General features: G+C 67.6%; 15 protein-coding genes and 1 tRNA gene. 10 read left to right on the top strand and 6 right to left on the bottom strand.

The features are described from left to right. Positions 1-166 precede the first annotated feature (166 nt). Entirely contained in the window at positions 167-880 is a 714-nt protein-coding gene (locus RZR99_RS16415) for a peptidoglycan DD-metalloendopeptidase family protein (protein WP_323120827.1), read from the top strand. A 73-nt stretch (positions 881-953) separates the two neighbouring features. On the opposite strand, the gene RZR99_RS16410 is transcribed toward RZR99_RS16415, so the two are convergent. Further along, positions 954-1,127 (bottom strand): hypothetical protein, encoded by a 174-nt coding sequence (locus tag RZR99_RS16410; protein WP_323120948.1) that lies wholly within the window; start codon positions 1,125-1,127, stop codon positions 954-956. Between the two features lie 101 nt (positions 1,128-1,228). Between RZR99_RS16410 and RZR99_RS16405 the strand changes: the two genes are divergently transcribed. The 3 genes from RZR99_RS16405 to RZR99_RS16395 all read left to right on the top strand — a co-directional run bounded on the left by RZR99_RS16405 (position 1,229) and on the right by RZR99_RS16395 (position 4,634). Next, complete coding sequence (locus RZR99_RS16405) at positions 1,229-2,851, top strand: acyl-CoA synthetase (RefSeq protein ID WP_323120826.1); 1,623 nt, start codon at positions 1,229-1,231, stop codon at positions 2,849-2,851. A 67-nt stretch (positions 2,852-2,918) separates the two neighbouring features. Then, a complete protein-coding gene (locus RZR99_RS16400; RefSeq protein WP_323120825.1) occupies positions 2,919-3,239 on the top strand; it encodes a DUF2288 domain-containing protein in 321 nt (106 codons plus the stop codon). 9 nt (positions 3,240-3,248) lie between these two features. Continuing rightward, entirely contained in the window at positions 3,249-4,634 is a 1,386-nt protein-coding gene (locus RZR99_RS16395; protein WP_323120824.1) for an MATE family efflux transporter, read from the top strand. Positions 4,635-4,749: 115 nt separating this feature from the next. On the opposite strand, the gene RZR99_RS16390 is transcribed toward RZR99_RS16395, so the two are convergent. Continuing rightward, on the bottom strand, positions 4,750-4,941 hold the full coding sequence (locus RZR99_RS16390; RefSeq protein ID WP_323120823.1) for a hypothetical protein: 192 nt from the start codon (positions 4,939-4,941) through the stop codon (positions 4,750-4,752). 392 nt (positions 4,942-5,333) lie between these two features. Between RZR99_RS16390 and RZR99_RS16385 the strand changes: the two genes are divergently transcribed. Continuing rightward, positions 5,334-5,504, top strand: a complete 171-nt coding sequence (locus RZR99_RS16385; RefSeq protein WP_323120822.1) for a hypothetical protein — start codon at positions 5,334-5,336, stop codon at positions 5,502-5,504. A gap of 9 nt (positions 5,505-5,513) precedes the next feature. On the opposite strand, the gene RZR99_RS16380 is transcribed toward RZR99_RS16385, so the two are convergent. Next, a complete protein-coding gene (locus tag RZR99_RS16380; RefSeq protein WP_323120821.1) occupies positions 5,514-6,083 on the bottom strand; it encodes a helix-turn-helix domain-containing protein in 570 nt (189 codons plus the stop codon). 121 nt (positions 6,084-6,204) lie between these two features. Between RZR99_RS16380 and RZR99_RS16375 the strand changes: the two genes are divergently transcribed. Together RZR99_RS16375 and RZR99_RS16370 are read left to right on the top strand one after the other, a co-directional pair. Next, complete coding sequence (locus RZR99_RS16375) at positions 6,205-6,933, top strand: SDR family NAD(P)-dependent oxidoreductase (protein WP_323120820.1); 729 nt, start codon at positions 6,205-6,207, stop codon at positions 6,931-6,933. Beyond that, entirely contained in the window at positions 6,930-8,024 is a 1,095-nt protein-coding gene (locus tag RZR99_RS16370) for an S-adenosylmethionine:tRNA ribosyltransferase-isomerase (protein WP_323120819.1), read from the top strand. The genes RZR99_RS16375 and RZR99_RS16370 overlap by 4 nt, the downstream gene beginning before the upstream one ends. Before the next feature lie 96 nt (positions 8,025-8,120). On the opposite strand, the gene RZR99_RS16365 is transcribed toward RZR99_RS16370, so the two are convergent. Both RZR99_RS16365 and RZR99_RS16360 read right to left on the bottom strand, forming a co-directional pair. Further along, positions 8,121-8,936 carry a GNAT family N-acetyltransferase gene (locus RZR99_RS16365; protein WP_323120818.1) on the bottom strand — a complete coding sequence of 272 codons (816 nt, stop codon included), beginning with the start codon at positions 8,934-8,936 and terminating at the stop codon, positions 8,121-8,123. 150 nt (positions 8,937-9,086) lie between these two features. Beyond that, on the bottom strand, positions 9,087-9,545 hold the full coding sequence (locus tag RZR99_RS16360; protein WP_323120940.1) for a SixA phosphatase family protein: 459 nt from the start codon (positions 9,543-9,545) through the stop codon (positions 9,087-9,089). 122 nt (positions 9,546-9,667) lie between these two features. On the opposite strand from RZR99_RS16360, the gene RZR99_RS16355 reads away from it, so the two are divergent. Continuing rightward, positions 9,668-9,744, top strand: a tRNA-Pro gene (locus RZR99_RS16355). Positions 9,745-9,805: 61 nt separating this feature from the next. Here RZR99_RS16355 and RZR99_RS16350 read toward each other — a convergent pair. Continuing rightward, complete coding sequence (locus RZR99_RS16350; protein ID WP_323120817.1) at positions 9,806-10,765, bottom strand: phosphatase PAP2 family protein; 960 nt, start codon at positions 10,763-10,765, stop codon at positions 9,806-9,808. Between the two features lie 395 nt (positions 10,766-11,160). On the opposite strand from RZR99_RS16350, the gene RZR99_RS16345 reads away from it, so the two are divergent. Together RZR99_RS16345 and RZR99_RS16340 are read left to right on the top strand one after the other, a co-directional pair. Next, positions 11,161-13,341 (top strand): S46 family peptidase, encoded by a 2,181-nt coding sequence (locus RZR99_RS16345; RefSeq protein ID WP_323120816.1) that lies wholly within the window; start codon positions 11,161-11,163, stop codon positions 13,339-13,341. Between the two features lie 423 nt (positions 13,342-13,764). Further along, entirely contained in the window at positions 13,765-15,528 is a 1,764-nt protein-coding gene (locus RZR99_RS16340; protein WP_407655458.1) for a S10 family serine carboxypeptidase-like protein, read from the top strand. The last annotated feature ends 28 nt before the right edge of the window (positions 15,529-15,556 follow it).

Here is a 15,556-nt window from a genome sequence, read left to right as displayed (position 1 = left end):
CTCCGCACCGGCGGCCGCGCATCGACGACGCCGTTCGCGCGCCGCCGATACACGCTGCGGCAGCCTGTTTTGCATCCCCAAATGGTTGCCGCGGCGTCGAACCCGTTAAAATCGGACGTTTTGTGTCCCCTGCCGCCGCTCGGGCGGCAGCGCTTTGCGAGGTTCAATGTTGGTGAAAACAACAAGACGGCTCATCGTGGCATCGCTTGCCGCCCTGCTCGCCGCCTGCGGTTCGGCTCCGGTCGGCCCCGGCTTCTACCGCGTGGAACGCGGCGACACCCTGTCGAAGATCGCGCGCGACAATCGCCAGTCGGTGCCCAGCATCGTCCGCTGGAACAAGCTGCCGAATCCCGATGCGATCGAAGTCGGCCAGGTGCTGCGCGTCGCGCCGCCCGCCGGCACCACCGCGTCCACGGTCGGCACGGGCAGCGCCGGCCGCGCGAACAGCGGCGGCGGCAACGCCAGCCGTCCGGCGCCGTCGGCGCCCGTCGAATCGGCCGTCAAGCCGCCGTCCAATATCGCGCTCATCTGGCCCGCGAGCGGCAATGTCATCCGCTCCTTCAACGGCGCGAACGCCAAAGGCATCGACATCGGGAACACGGCGGGCACACCCGTCGTCGCGGCGGCGGCCGGCACCGTGGTCTATGCGGGCAACGGCCTGCGCAGCTACGGCAACCTGCTCATCATCAAGCACAACGGAGATTTCCTGACGGCCTATGCGCACAATCGCGCGCTGCTCGTGAAGGAAGGCCAGGCGGTCACGCAAGGCCAGAAGATCGCGGAAATGGGCGACACCGACAACGACCGCGTCGCACTGCATTTCGAATTGCGCTACGGCGGCCGGTCGATCGATCCGTCGCGCTATCTGCCCGCACGCTGATACGCCGGCACGCGCGCACGGCATCGCACGGCGCCGGTGCGCGCCGCGAATCGGAGGAGGATGAGGAGAACGATCAGCGCTTGCGCAAACGGCCGTACAGACGGCCGGAGAGCGGATCGACATGTCGCGCGAACACAACCAGCACGCCGATTCCGATCAAGCTGAGCCCCGCAGCAATCAGAAACAAATTCATGGTCACATAGGTTATGGGTAAAACGATCATACGCATCATTTTGCCTACATGCATCGAGGGACACCTCGGTCCCGGACGAAATATGGCCCGAACGGCGTGACGAACCGGTGTAAGGTGCTGAAAAAGCCTGCGCAAACACGATCGGAGACACGCCCATGCTGCCTCATGCTGCTCATTACGAGGGTTTGTCCGAGCGCTTCGCGTGGGATATTCCCGCGCGCTACAACATCGGCGTCGACGCCTGCGACAAATGGGCGGACGGCAGCGGCCGTCTCGCGCTGATCCACGAGCGTCCCGACGGCGCGCTCGAACGCTACACGTTCGACGACCTCAAAGCCGCGTCCAACCGGCTCGCCAACAGCTTCGCGCGCGCCGGCATCCGCCCCGGCGACCGGATCGGCATCTTCATCGCGCAAGGCCCGGAAACCGCGATCGCGCATCTCGCGGCGTACAAGTCCGGCGCGATCGCCGTCCCGCTGTTCTCGCTGTTCGGCGCCGATGCGCTCGAATTCCGGCTCGCCAACAGCGGCGCGGCCGCACTTGTCACCGACCGCGCCGGCTATGCGAAGGTCGCGCAACTGCGCGCGCAGTTGCCCGCGCTCACGACCGTCTACTGCATCGACGACGCCCCCGATCTCGCCGAGCCGGGCGTGCTGTCGTTCGGCGCGGCGCTCGCGGCCGAATCGGCGGCATTCGACCCGGCCGACACCGGCAGCGACGATCCCGCGCTGATCATCTATACGTCCGGCACGACCGGCAAGCCGAAGGGCGCCCTGCACGCACATCGCGTGCTGCTCGGCCACCTGCCCGGCGTCGAGCTGTCCCAGGCACTGTTCCCGCGCAACGCGCGCCTGTTCTGGACACCTGCCGACTGGGCGTGGATCGGCGGGCTGCTCGACGTGCTGCTGCCGTCCTGGCATCACGGCGTGCCGGTGCTGGCGCGCCGCTTCGAGAAGTTCGACGGCGAAGCCGCCTTCGACCTGATCGCACGTCACGGCGTCACGCACACGTTCCTGCCGCCGACCGCGCTCAAGCTGATGCGTGCCGTCGAACGGCCGCGCGAGCGCTTCGCGCTGGCGCTCGAATCGGTCGCGAGCGGCGGCGAATCGCTCGGCGCGGAGCTGATCGCCTGGGGCCGCGACGCGCTGGGCGTGACGATCAACGAGTTCTACGGGCAAACCGAATGCAACATGGTGCTGTCGTCGTGCAGCGTGCTGTTCGACGCGCAGCCGGGCGCGATCGGCAAGGCCGTGCCGGGTCACCGGGTCGACATCGTCGACGACGCGGGCGAGGTGCTGCCGCCGGGTGTCGAGGGCCATATCGGCGTGGCGGCGCCCGATCCGGTGATGTTCGTCGGCTACTGGCACAACCCCGCCGCGACCCATGAAAAATTCGCCGGCAACTATCTGCTGACCGGCGACACGGGCGTCGCCGACGCGGCCGGTTTCATCCGCTTCGTGGGCCGCAACGACGACGTGATCACGAGCGCCGGATACCGGATCGGCCCCGGTCCGATCGAGGATTGCCTGCTGACCCATCCCGCCGTACGGATGGCCGCCGTCGTCGGCGTGCCGGACCCGACGCGCACCGAGATCGTCAAGGCGTTCGTCGTGCTCAACGCGGGGCACGAACCGGGCGATGCACTCGCCAAGGCGCTGCAGGAACACGTGAAGACGCGGCTCGCCGCGCACGAGTACCCACGCGCGGTCGCGTTCGTCGATGCTCTGCCGATGACCGCGACCGGCAAGATCATCCGCCGCGCGCTGCGTGACGCGTGAGCGGCCGCGCGGCCGTGGCGGCGCGATGGTTTATAGTGGCGCTCATCCGTTTTTCCCCACCCTGAACATGTCTTCGAACGATAGTCCCGCGGCCGCATCGCACAGCCCGCTTTACGTGAAACTCCTCGGCGAAACCGCGAAGATCGACTGGTGCGATCTCGAACGCTTCTTTGCGCAAGGCAAGCTGCTGGCCGTCGCGCGCGACCTCGATCTGGTCAGCGTCGCCGAGGCGATCGCGAGCGACGACAAGGAACAGGTCACCCGCTGGCTTGCCGCCGGGCACGTCGAGCGCATGACGGCCGACACCGCACAGGACTTTGCCGCCCGCACGCCCGAGCTGTGGGCCGTCGTCGTGTCGCCGTGGGTGTGCGTACAGGAACGCGGGTAACGCCCGCCGATGTCCGCCTCCTCTTCCACCGATACCCACGTCCCACCCGAGCCCGCGCCGCCGACCCACTGGCACGGCCGCGTGCTGGCGCTCGCGCTGCCGATCATCCTCGCGAACCTGACGCAGCCGATCCTCGGCGCGGTCGACACGGCGGTCGCCGGCCATCTCGCCGGCCCGCAGTATCTCGGCGGCATCGCCCTCGGCGGGCTGTTCTTCAGCTTCGTCTACTGGGGCTTCGGCTTTCTGCGGATGGGCACGACCGGGCTTGTCGCGCAGGCGTTCGGCGCGCACGACGCGGCCGCGATCCGGCTCAGCGTATTGCGCGCGCTGATCCTGGCATTCGTGCTCGGCGCCGCCGTGCTGGCGCTGCAGACACCGCTGCTCGCGGCCGCACTCGCCGCGCTCGGCGGCAGCGACGCGGTACGCGCCACCGCGCTCGACTATTCGCACGCGCGGATCTGGGCCGCGCCATTCGCACTCGCGAACTACGTGCTGCTCGGCTACCTGCTCGGCGTGCAGCGGGTGCGGCTCGCGCTCGTGATCCAGATCTTCATCAACGTGGTCAACATCGGCGCGGTGCTGTTGTATGTCTACCGCTTCGACGGTGGGGCCGCGGGCATCGGCGCCGCCACCGCGACGGCCGATTTCGCCGGCTTCGCGCTCGGCGCGCTGATCCTCTGGGCCCAGCGCACGCGCGGCCTGCCCCGGCCGACGCTCGGCGAACTGCTCGACCGCATCGCGCTGAAGCGCCTCGTCGCGCTCAATCGCGACATCTTCATTCGCACGCTGTGCCTGCTGAGCGCATTCGGCTGGTTCGCGCACCTCGGCGCAAAGCAAGGCGACGCGACGCTTGCCGCGAACGCGCTGCTGCTCAACTTCCAGACCTTCATGGCGTATGCGCTCGACGGCTTCGCGCACGCGGCGGAGGCACTGGTCGGCGCGGCCAAGGGCGCACGCGACCGGCGCGCGTTCCGCCAGTCGCTGCGGGTTGCGTTCCTGTGGGCGGGATGCGGGGCGCTCGGTTTCGCGCTGATTTATTGGAGCGCAGGCAGTTGGATCGTCGCGCAGCTGACCGATCAGGCCGCCGTGCGCGCCACGGCCGAACGCTATCTGCCGTGGGCAGCCGTATCGCCCGTGATTTCGGTATGGGGGTTCCTGCTCGACGGCGTATTCATCGGCGCGACGCAGACCCGCTCGCTGATGCGCGCGATGGCCGCGTCGCTCGCGATTTTCGTCGCCGCGACATTCGCGTTCGGCGGCGCATTCGGCAATCACGGGCTCTGGCTCGCGATGCTGATCTTCATGGCGGCGCGCGGCGCGACGCTCGTCCGCTATCTGCCTGCGCTCTCCCGCTCGATCGGCAGCGACGAACCCCGCACCCGAGCGACGGCATGACAGCATGACGGCGCGCCGTCATCCGTTCCGCGCCGATCGGTAAGCGCGGCGCGCGGACGCGCTTCGGCCCGCGCGCCGCGCATTCACCACGCTGGCGGCGTCTCTTGTTCGATGCTTACTGCGCGGGAGCGGATGCGGCGGACGGAGCTGCCGGCTCGCCGACCATTGCCGGCGGCGTCATGTCGGTCGGCACGCCGTGATAGTCGGCCGGATCCTGGGGCGGCGTACCGCGACGAGCGGCACGAGGGTCGCTCGAACAGCCGGCAAGCGCAGCCGCCACGAGCGCAGCGATGATGAAGCGGGTCATGAAACGTCCTGTGAACGAGGGAGGGAACGCAACGGCCGACACACCGGTGCGACGGGCCCGTGGAGTCTAATGGAAATCGGTGCGGCGGGCATCCGTGCGGCGGGCATCCGTGCGGCGGGCATCCGTGCGGCGGACATCCGTGCGGCGGGCATCCGTGCGGCGGGCATCCGGCAAAGGATCTCCACGCTGCGGCCTCCACGCCACCGGCCCGATGCACGGCAGATCCGTTCGACGCGCGTCTCGCCCCCCATACCTGCAATGCACCGCCGCCCGACCCGCCCTCGACGGCCTCATCCGGCGACATGCGGCCCCTGCGCACGCTCCCTACTTCGCCCGCGGCCGCCATGTCCTACTATGGAGACATGGCGCTGAACCGTGAAAGGAGGGCTGCCATGGATACCGAATCGATTGCGGGCCTGATCGGCCTGATCATTGGCGTGGGCGTGCTGGTCGGGCTGTCCGTGTTCGAGTCGCGCGAATACAAGCGCTCGCACAACGGCGAAGGCATGGTCCATCACTGGATGGCCGAACATCACCTGCTCGACTGGCGCCGCAAGCACTAGGCCGCGCCGTCACACCCCCGCCTTCGCCAGAATCACCACCGACACGCCGAGCGCCTCGCGCTCGCCGCTGTCGTTGCGGTACGAATGCGGCAGATGACCGGGAAACGCCAGCGCGTCTCCCGCGTCGAGGTCGTGCCGCTCGCCGGCAACGAAGATCGTCACCGCGCCCGCCAGACAGGTGAAGTACTCGCGCGTGCCCGGCAGATGCGGCGTGCCGCGCATCGAGCCGCCCGGCGCGAAGCGCATCGTCTCCAGGATGCCGTCCGGCATCGGCTCCGGCACCAGCGGCCGGATCAGCAGCCCCGTGCCGCGATTGTGCGCCGCCACATCCCCGCTCGCCCACTTGCGCACCTTCGCGCGCGGCGACGCGAGCAGTTCGTCGAGCGGCGCGCGGAGCGCATGCGCGACCTTCATCAGCACGGCAAGCGACGGATTGCCCTCCCCCGATTCGAGATTCGCGATCGTCGAGCGCGGCACGCCCGAGGCCTTGGCGAGCCCGTCCTGGGTCAGCGCGCGGGCATGACGCAGCGAGACCAGATTGCGGGCGAGGTGATGTGAGGTTTGTTCTATTTCGTCCATCGTATCGACTATCTGACAAGGCGTTGGACATCGGCGTCGGCTGCGAACCGCGCGGTCCCTATTATCAGCCCATCGGAGCACCGCCGACCCGGCGGCCCCAGACTGATCAAGGAGATTCACGATGTCTCAACGACAGGATTGCACCGGCTTGCGCGTCGCGATAACGGGCGGCACGTCGGGCCTCGGACGCGCGCTCGTCGACGCCTGGCACGCGCGCGGCGCGCAGGTCGCGCTGGTCGCCCGCGACGCCGCGCGCGTGCATGCAGTGGCCGCCGCGCGGGAACGCGTGATCGGCATCGCCGGCGACATCTCGGACAAGGCGTCGATCCACGGAATCGCGCTGCAGATGATGGGGTTGCTCGGCGGCATCGACGTACTGGTCAACAATGCGTCGTCGCTCGGGCCCGTGCCGCTCGCGCTGCTCGCGGACACCGATTGCGAAGCGTTCGAAACCGCGCTCGCCACCAACCTGCTCGGACCGTTTCGCCTGACCAGGGCGCTGCTCGGCGCGCTCGCGTCCGCCGCGCGCGAAACCGGCGCCGCCGCGATCGTCAACGTGTCGAGCGATGCGGCCGTCTCCGCGTATCCCGGCTGGGGCGCGTACGGCGCCAGCAAGGCGGCGCTGCGGCACCTGAGCGCCATCTGGCGGGCGGAACTGGCGCCGCACCGCATTGCGTGCCTGTCGTTCGATCCCGGCGACATGGACACGCCGCTGCACGCGCTCGCCGTCCCCGACGCCGATCGCCGCACGCTCCGGGCCCCGGCCGAATCGGCGCGCGAATGCATCGGCGTCGTCACCGCCGCGCTGCATCGCACGCGCCGGCCGGCGGCCGTGGCGGGAGACGCATGATGCGCGCCGCCGATCAAGCCATCCAGCGGCCGCCGCACGCGCGCCTGCTGACGATCGATTGCCGCGGCCGCATTCGCCATCGCCCGCGCGCGGCGCTCGCGACGCTGGTCGAACCGGGCGACTGCGTGATCGCCAACGATGCGGCGACGCTGCCCGCCAGTCTCGCGGCCATTCACGCGCGCACGGGCGCGGCGCTCGACGTGCGGCTCGCGGCGCGGGCCTCGCTCGAACCGGGCGCGCTCGCACAGTGCGCGGCGATCGTGTTCAGCGCCGGCGACCCGCATGAAGCGGTGGAGCGGCGCGCGCCGCCGCCCGCGCTGATGCCGGGCGACGTGCTGAGGTTCGGCGCCTGGCGCGCCCGCGTGACCGCGCGACTCGGCCATCCGCGGTTCGTCTCGCTGCGGTTCGACGGCGATGCCGCGCAGGTCTGGCGGGCAATCGCCGGACACGGCCGGCCGATTCAATACGAGTACCTGCGCGACCCGCTCGCGCTGTGGGACGTGTGGTCGCCCATCGCCGCGCAGCCGGCCGCGTTCGAAGCGCCGTCGGCCAGCTTCGCGCTCGACTGGCGGATGCTCGATGCGCTGCGCGCCCGGCACGCGACCTTCGCCACGCTCACGCATGCGGCCGGCCTGTCGACGACCGGCGATCCGGCGCTCGATGCACGCCTGCCGTTCGACGAGCCCTACCGGATCCCCGCCGCCACCGCGAGCGCGATCGTCCGGGCGAAAGCCCGTGGCGCGCGAGTCATCGCGATCGGCACGAGCGTCGTGCGCGCGCTCGAACACGCGGCCGCCGAAGACGGCATCGTGCGCGCCGGGACAGGCGTCGCCACCCAGCGCATCGGCCCCGCCACCCGCCTCGCGGTGGTCGACGCGCTTCTGACCGGCGCGCACGAACCCGACACGAGCCACTACACGCTGCTGCGCGCGTTCACCGACGCCGTCACGCTGTCGCACGCAAGCGCGGAGCTGGACGGGCGCGGCTATCGCACGCACGAGTTCGGCGATTCGATCTGGGTCGAGCGGAGGCAGGCCGGCGCAGCGCGCAGCGACCCGGCGCGGGTCGGGTGCACGCGAAACGCGGCATGAGCGCGGCGGCACCCGCCATCGCCGCTCCCGGCGCGCCACGACAAAACGGCACGGCGAGAACACTCGCCGTGCCGTCGTCGCGGGTCGCGCAGCGCGTCAGCGCGGCGGCGTCTCGCCGAGGAAGTGGCGCGCGTAGCGGGCGTTGATGTCCGACAGACGGAACAGCGTCAGGAAGTCCGCGCAGTTGAAATCGGGATCCCATGCGGGCGCGCCGCAGATTTTCGCGCCGAGACGCAGATAGCCCTTGATCAGCGGCGGCGGCGCGACCTTCGCGCCGGTCTGCAACTCATCGACGGGCAGCGGCGTATGCGGGAACGCGCGGTATTCCGGCGTCGTCAGCGATTCGCCGAGCGATTGATACAGGTTCGCCGCATAGTGACCGCCGTCCGCCATCGACACGCTGGCGCAACCGAGCATGGTCTCGTAGCCGTTCTGCATCATGTACGTGCCGAGACCGCCCCACAGCGACATGATCACCGACCCGCTGCGATAGTCGCGATGCACGCACGAGCGGCCGACCTCGACCAGCTTCGCGCGCAGGTGCGTCAGGCGCGACAGGTCGAATTCGCCTTCGGCGTACAAGCGGCCGACCCGCGCGGCCTGGTGCGGCGGCAGCACGCGATAGGTGCCGACGACCTTGAGCGTGTCGAGATCGCGTACCAGCAGATGATCGCAGTACGCGTCGAACGGATCGACGTCGAGGCCCGCCGGGCCGCTGACGTGCGCGCCCATCTCGTCGGCGAACACGTTATGGCGCAGGCGCTGCGCTTCGCGCAATTCGTCTTCGGTGCGCGCCCACGCGGCGCGCAGACGGAATTCGGAGGTAACGGTCTCGGCCGCGCGCGGCAAGCGGCGACGCGGCAGATCGATGAGCGAGGCAAAAGGGAGCGTGGGCGTCGGCAGTTCTCGCATGTAGCTTTCCTGGTCGTAAGGAAGGAGACGACATGCCCGCCAATGTAGTAACCAGCCGTGACGCTTGCGTGGCAAAACGGTGTCCGTTCGATGACGTGTCGCCGATTTGACTTTAGCGGAAAGCCCGAAATACCGTTTGATCCCGTCCAATCAAACCAGATCGGGCGAAATAGCCGCACGTAGCACCGCCCGAGGGAAGCCGTCGCGACTGCGGCTGGCAAGCCACAGCAGGCCGCCCTTGCGAACCGACCAGCCCTCGCCGTTGTTGGCGAGCAGCCGGGCGGCGACGCCGCCGAGCGTCGGCTGATGGCCGACCACGACCACGGTCGGCGCGATGCCGTCGGGCCAGCCGGCGGCGGCGAGCACGTCGCCGACGCCACCGCCCGGCGCAAGCTCGCGCACGGTCCGGTATTGGTCCGTCAACGCCTCGACGGTCTGCACGGTGCGCGCGGCGGGACTCGCGAGAATCACCGCGCCGCTTTCCAGGCGCGCGCGCAGCCATTTCGCCATCGCCTGCGCATCCTTGCGGCCCCGCGCGGTCAACTGGCGAGCTAGATCGCTGGACGCATAGTCTTCCGCTTCGGCGTGACGCCACAGGATCAGATTCATCATCGACGGTCTCCAGGATTCGTCCAGAGCGCGAAACGGCACAAGCAACCGGCCCCGGCTCCACATATTTGCACGATTTGATTGACCCCGTTACGGCAAACCCGCTAAAATCTTCGATTCCTCGGAGCGTAGCGCAGCCTGGTAGCGCATCTGATTTGGGATCAGAGGGTCGTAGGTTCGAATCCTATCGCTCCGACCAGGAACATGCAGTAGATTCAAAGGTCTGCGGGGCATGCAAGCATGTCCCGCAGACTCTCTCCTCACCCTCCAAGCCGCCGGCGCCCGCGCCACATCGTTTCGCCCCTCACCCATCTCGATCCGCCGATCACGACCGCCGCGAGCAGCAGTCCCGCGATCACGTCGATCAGATAGTGTCCTCCCTGGGTCGGCGTCGATACGATCATCAGCGCATTGAGCCCCAACGCCGCCACCGACAGCACCGGCACCCGACGCAGCGCGTAGGCGAACAAAACGCCCATCACCGCATGAAACGACGGCATCGATACCAATCCCTGCAATGCCGCCAGGTCGAACACCCGCAGCCCGCCATGCCTCAGCAGCGCGAAATCGGACACTGTGTCGGCCGTGTTCGGATCCGTCACGCCGAAATGGACGAACGCGCTGGCCGCCGGAAACGGCGCCGAAATCGCCACGGCCAGCAGACACGACGCCATGAACAGCCACACGAATTCGCGCAACGCCGCTCGGCGTCCCGTCACGCCGAGCAACACCGTGACGCCGATCAATTGCCACTTCGCGCTGTCGTACGCGAACGCGAAACCTGCCCGCACCGATGCGTGAGCGCGTCCCCACGCGTAGGCTGCCGGCCAGTCGAATCCCAGCCGGGCGTCGGTACGCAGCAGCGCTGCGTCGATCAATGGCGGGTCCAGCGTCACGCACAAATACGACAGCACGCTCGTCACCGACACGAACGTCGCGAGCAACGCCAACGCGAACAGGGTCTCCGCCACCTCGTGATAGCGGAACTGCACGGCCAGATCCCGATAGCGCGGAATGCGCGCGACGCCGCACAAGGCGCCGCCCAGCCCGACGCAGATCGCGATCACCTGCGCCACGGCCAGCGCGCCGTCCCACCGCACCGCATCGCCGCTCGCATCGAGCCACGCGATATCGACGACGAACACCGCCGCGACCACGCCCCATCCGCACCAATACGGATACGACGCCGGCACGCTGCGCCGCGCGTCCCGCCAAGCCACCCCCATCTCCCGCGCCATCCTCGCTCGCCCCCGTTTCGCCGTCCGTACCCGGTCTCCGGCTGTCGATCCTCGGCCGGCCCGTCTGACGAATCGCGGCCGCCGGTGCAGGAAACTAACACGCGCCGCATTCGGCCGGACGGCTCAGACGCGCACGCGCCCCCCGTCACGCGCGTTCGCCGCACCGCCTCCGTCAACGCCGCACCCGGTTGTTCAAACGATCCGATTAATGGCCGTGCGCGCGAATCGTTACACTGTCAGCCGATGCGGGCAGCCGTCCGCATGCTTTCGTTTTGTCAGCAGAACCCGGCGCGGATATCCGCCGCGCACGGCACAACCGGATCGCCCGCGCACAACGCGGCCGGCCCACGTGATAACAAGAAGAGATAGAGGATTCAATGCTTCCAAAATCATCACATGCCGCGAGCATGCTGTTGCTCGCGGCTGCCGCTTCGATTGCCGTCACCGCCCGCGCCGATGAAGGCATGTGGCAACCGCCGCAACTCCCCGGACTCGCTTCCACGCTCGAACAACGCGGCCTCGCGCTCGATCCGAACAAGCTCGCGACGCTCACCGCGTGGCCGATGGACGCCGTCGTCAGCCTCGGGTTCTGCACCGCGTCGTTCGTGTCGCCGGACGGACTGATCGTCACGAATCATCACTGCGGCTACGGTGCGCTGCAATACAACTCGACGCCGCAGAAGAACCTCATCGAGAACGGCTTCCTCGCCCGCAAGACCGGCGAGGAACTGCCCGCCGATCCGACCCAGCGCGTCTACGTCACCGATCAGATCAGCGACGTCACCGCGCGGATCAACGCGACGCTCAAGCCCGACATGGACGGCTATGCGCGCTACGTCGCGATCGACCTCGCGAAAAAACGCCTGGTGCAGGACTGCGAGCAGCCCGGGTATCGCTGCGACGTCTACACGTTCAGCGGCGGCTACAACTACCAGTTGATCCGGCAACGCGAGATCCGCGACGTGCGGCTCGTCTACGCGCCGCCGCTGTCGATCGGCAAGTTCGGCGGCGACATCGACAACTGGATGTGGCCGCGCCACACGGGCGACTTCAGCTTCCTGCGCGCCTATGTCGCGAAGGACGGCAGCTCCGCGCCGTTCTCGAAGGACAACGTGCCCTACCGTCCGAAGCACTGGCTGAGCGTCAACCAGAACGGCGTCGGCAACGGCGATTTCGTGATGGTCGCGGGCTACCCCGGCCGCACCGATCGCTACCGCCTGGCGGACGAACTGCAGAGCGCGATCGACTGGCGCTATCCGACCGAGATCGGGATCTTCAAGGATCAGCTCGCTATCGTCGACGCCGCCAGCCAGCAGCATCCCGACATCGCGGTCAAGTACGCGAACCTGGTCGCGGGGGTCAACAACGCGATGAAGAACTACCAGGGCAATCTGGACGGCCTCGCCCGCAGCGACGCGCTCTCGGTCAAGCGCGCAAAGGAAGCCGAACTCGATCGCTGGCTGGCGGCGCAACCCGCCGGCAGCGCCGCGCAGCCGGCCGACGTCACCGACCTGCGGCGCCTGATCGACAGCCAGATGAAGCTGCGGGAGCGCAATCTCGCGTTCCGGATCCTCGGCTACGGCGGCCTGTATCACCAGGCCTACCAGATCGTGCGGCTCGCGCAGGAAAAGCAGAAGCCGAACCTCGAACGCGAACCGGGCTACCAGAAGCGCGACGAGATCAGCCTCCAGGGCGAGGCACGCCGGCTCGACCGCGTGATGGACCCCGCGGTCGACCAGCAGTTGCTCGTCTACAAGCTGCAGCGCTACGTGAAGCTGCCCGCCGATCAGCGGCTGCCCGCGCTCGATCGCTGGCTCGACGGCGCGTCCGATCAGGCCGGGTTGAGCCGGAAAGTGGCCGACCTGTATCGCGGCTCGACGCTCACCGACACCGCGACGCGCCTGAAGTGGCTCGATGCCACGCCGGAGCAGATCGGCGCCAGCAACGATACATGGCTGAAGCTGATGACCGCGCTGATGCCCGACCTGCTCGCGTACGAACACGAGCAGAAAGCGCTGGACGGCGACGAATCGCGGCTGCGCGCCCGCTACATGGGCGCGCTGATCGCCTTCGACACGTCGCACGGCCGGCCGATCTACCACGACGCGAACAGCTCGCTGCGCGTGACGTTCGGCACGGTGGGCGGCTACGTCCCGCGCGACGGGGTCAGCTACGCGCCGTTCACCACGGTCGACGGCATCGTGCAGAAGAACACCGGCATCGAGCCGTTCAATGCGCCGGCAGCCGAGATCGACGCGATTCGCGCGAAAGCGTTCGACGGATTCGCAAGCCCCACGCTCGGCACGCTGCCGGTCGACTTCCTCGCGAACCTCGACATCACGGGCGGCAACTCGGGCTCGCCGACGCTCGACAAGAACGGCCAGCTCGTCGGCCTCGCCTTCGACGGCAACTGGGAAGGCGTGAGTTCCGGCTGGCTGTTCAACCCGGCCGAAACCCGCTCGATTCACGTCGACGTCCGCTACATGCTGTGGGTGATGCATCACCTCGATCACGCGGACAATCTGCTGAAGGAAATGCGCGTCGACATCGCGCATTGATGCAAGGGGCGGCCGGATGGCGCGACCGCCCTTGCTCGGGGCGGCCGCTCGTGCGGCCGCTCACTCGATTATTTCGGAACGATCGATACTCGACACCGAAAGACGCGGAACAGCAAATCCCATTAGTCAATATCGCAAAATCCGCGAGCGATTCATTTCATTTACCCGCCGCCAGCCTCTCTCTTCAGGCGAAAAGCACGGCCGCATTACCTCTCCCCGAGCCCACGCACACAAAACTCGACACGATTCCCACTCGAGCCGGTTGACGCTCTCATTTTGGATTTTTACGATTTATTAAAATCACACGTGATAATAAAAACGAAAGAATTTATTAAAATAAACGTAATATTCAAGCTCGGCGATCGAGGTTTTACCCTTGCTGCAATTGCTTCGTTAATTAATCGAAAGGCAAAAAGGATAAAAATGAAAGACAGGAATTTCAGGAACAGCACCGGGCATGGCCGACAAGCCCGGGCGATGGGAGGGACGATGCTGGCGCTGGGCATGCTCGCGCTGGCAGGATGCGGCGGCGACGGCACGAGCACGACGCCTCCCCCGCCCGATCAACCTTATGCCGACAATGTCGCTTACTCCCCGAACGCCGGCGACAGCCTGCCCGCGGCGCAAGTGTCGGAAAAAGCCGCCGTGATGCATCACACGTGGACTTCCGGCAGCACCACCGTCAACTACACCACCACCACCGGGCATTTGACCGCTTCCGATCCGAGCGGCAACGCGGAAGCGACGATGTCCTACGTCGCGTACACCGCGCCGAGCGCGGACGGCTCGCCCCGCCCCGTCACGTTCTTCTATAACGGCGGGCCGGGTTCGTCGTCGATATGGCTGCGGCTCGGCTCGTTCGCGCCCACGCGCGTCGCGACGCCCGACCCGCTGATGACGGGCTGGCCGAACTTCCCGCTGGTCAACAACCAGGAAAGCCTGATCGCCACCACCGACATGGTGTTCATCGACCCGCCCGGCACCGGCCTGTCCGAAGCGATCCAGCCGAACACGAACAAGACGTTCTGGGGCGCCGATCCCGACGTGCAGGTGATGCGCGACTTCATCCGCCGCTACCTGAACGTGAACAACCGCGCCAGCTCGCCGATCTATCTGTACGGCGAATCGTACGGCACGCCGCGCACCAACATGCTCGCGCTGTCGCTCGAATCGGCGGGCGTGAAGCTCACGGGCATCGTGCTGCAATCGTCGATCCTCAACTATTTCGCGGATCCGGGCGAGACGTATGCGATCACGAACCAGAATTCGGCCAACTATCAGGTCGAGTTGAAGTACACCACCGACGGGATGATCGGCTACTTCCTGAGCTACGCGCAGGTGGCCAACTACTTCAACCAGGTGTCGCCCGCGCCCACCAGCCTGGCCACCTACGCGCTGCAGGTGCAGAACTTCGTGACCGCGCAGTACACGTCGCTGTCTCAGTACGCACCGACCTTCTTCTTCAGCGGTTCGGCCCCGCAGACCACCCCTGCGACGTTCCCGAACAACACCACGCTGTCGGCCTGGTCGTCGCAGACGAACATGACGGTCGCATCGCTCAACGCGTACTTCGGCAACAGCTACTACGGCACCGCGCTCGTGCCAGGCTCGACCATCGGCCGCTACGACGGCCGCGTGTCGCTGCCGAGCACCGATCCGCGCCTGCAGGCCGACTCCGATCCGTCCGACATCCTGATCTCGCAGCCGTTCACGACCGCGCTGGCAACGCAGATGCCGAACTACCTCGGCTATACCGCGCCGAACGCGACCTATCAGACGCTCAACAACGCGATCATCGGCGCATGGAACTTCAGCCATGCGGGCCAGGCCGTGCCGGATACGATCCCCGACCTGTTGGCCGCGCTGACGCTCAATCCGCAGCTGAAGGTGCTGTCCGCGAACGGCTACCACGATCTCGCGACGCCGTTCTTCATCACGGAGAACCAGCTGGCCCGCCTGCAGTCCACGGGGCTCAATCCGAACCTGCAGGTGACGTTCTACCAGGGCGGACACATGATCTACCTGGACAACGTCGCGCGGCCGCAGCTTCAGGCCGATCTGCAGTCGTACTACCAGAGCCAGCCGATCTCGAACGCGCTCACGCTCGCGAAGCTGCCGCCGCCGTGGCCGGACGAAAACCCCGCCAACACGCCGACGGTCAAGACCGCACTGGCGGCCGCCCGCTGAGCCCAACGACGAGCGGGCCGCGATTCAC

The organism is Burkholderia alba (assembly GCF_034721475.1).
GTDB classification, from domain to species: Bacteria; Pseudomonadota; Gammaproteobacteria; order Burkholderiales; family Burkholderiaceae; genus Burkholderia; species Burkholderia alba.
This window is presented reverse-complemented; position numbering and strand designations above follow the sequence as displayed.

Excerpts from the sequence above, each read along its gene's own strand:
- RZR99_RS16415 (WP_323120827.1), top strand. The coding sequence starts at position 167 with ATGTTGGTGAAAACAACAAGACGGCTCATCGTGGCATCGCTTGCCGCC.
- RZR99_RS16410 (WP_323120948.1), bottom strand. The coding sequence starts at position 1,127 with ATGCATGTAGGCAAAATGATGCGTATGATCGTTTTACCCATAACCTAT.
- RZR99_RS16405 (WP_323120826.1), top strand. The coding sequence starts at position 1,229 with ATGCTGCCTCATGCTGCTCATTACGAGGGTTTGTCCGAGCGCTTCGCG.
- RZR99_RS16400 (WP_323120825.1), top strand. The coding sequence starts at position 2,919 with ATGTCTTCGAACGATAGTCCCGCGGCCGCATCGCACAGCCCGCTTTAC.
- RZR99_RS16395 (WP_323120824.1), top strand. The coding sequence starts at position 3,249 with ATGTCCGCCTCCTCTTCCACCGATACCCACGTCCCACCCGAGCCCGCG.
- RZR99_RS16390 (WP_323120823.1), bottom strand. The coding sequence starts at position 4,941 with ATGACCCGCTTCATCATCGCTGCGCTCGTGGCGGCTGCGCTTGCCGGC.
- RZR99_RS16385 (WP_323120822.1), top strand. The coding sequence starts at position 5,334 with ATGGATACCGAATCGATTGCGGGCCTGATCGGCCTGATCATTGGCGTG.
- RZR99_RS16380 (WP_323120821.1), bottom strand. The coding sequence starts at position 6,083 with ATGGACGAAATAGAACAAACCTCACATCACCTCGCCCGCAATCTGGTC.
- RZR99_RS16375 (WP_323120820.1), top strand. The coding sequence starts at position 6,205 with ATGTCTCAACGACAGGATTGCACCGGCTTGCGCGTCGCGATAACGGGC.
- RZR99_RS16370 (WP_323120819.1), top strand. The coding sequence starts at position 6,930 with ATGATGCGCGCCGCCGATCAAGCCATCCAGCGGCCGCCGCACGCGCGC.
- RZR99_RS16365 (WP_323120818.1), bottom strand. The coding sequence starts at position 8,936 with ATGCGAGAACTGCCGACGCCCACGCTCCCTTTTGCCTCGCTCATCGAT.
- RZR99_RS16360 (WP_323120940.1), bottom strand. The coding sequence starts at position 9,545 with ATGAATCTGATCCTGTGGCGTCACGCCGAAGCGGAAGACTATGCGTCC.
- RZR99_RS16345 (WP_323120816.1), top strand. The coding sequence starts at position 11,161 with ATGCTTCCAAAATCATCACATGCCGCGAGCATGCTGTTGCTCGCGGCT.
- RZR99_RS16340 (WP_407655458.1), top strand. The coding sequence starts at position 13,765 with ATGAAAGACAGGAATTTCAGGAACAGCACCGGGCATGGCCGACAAGCC.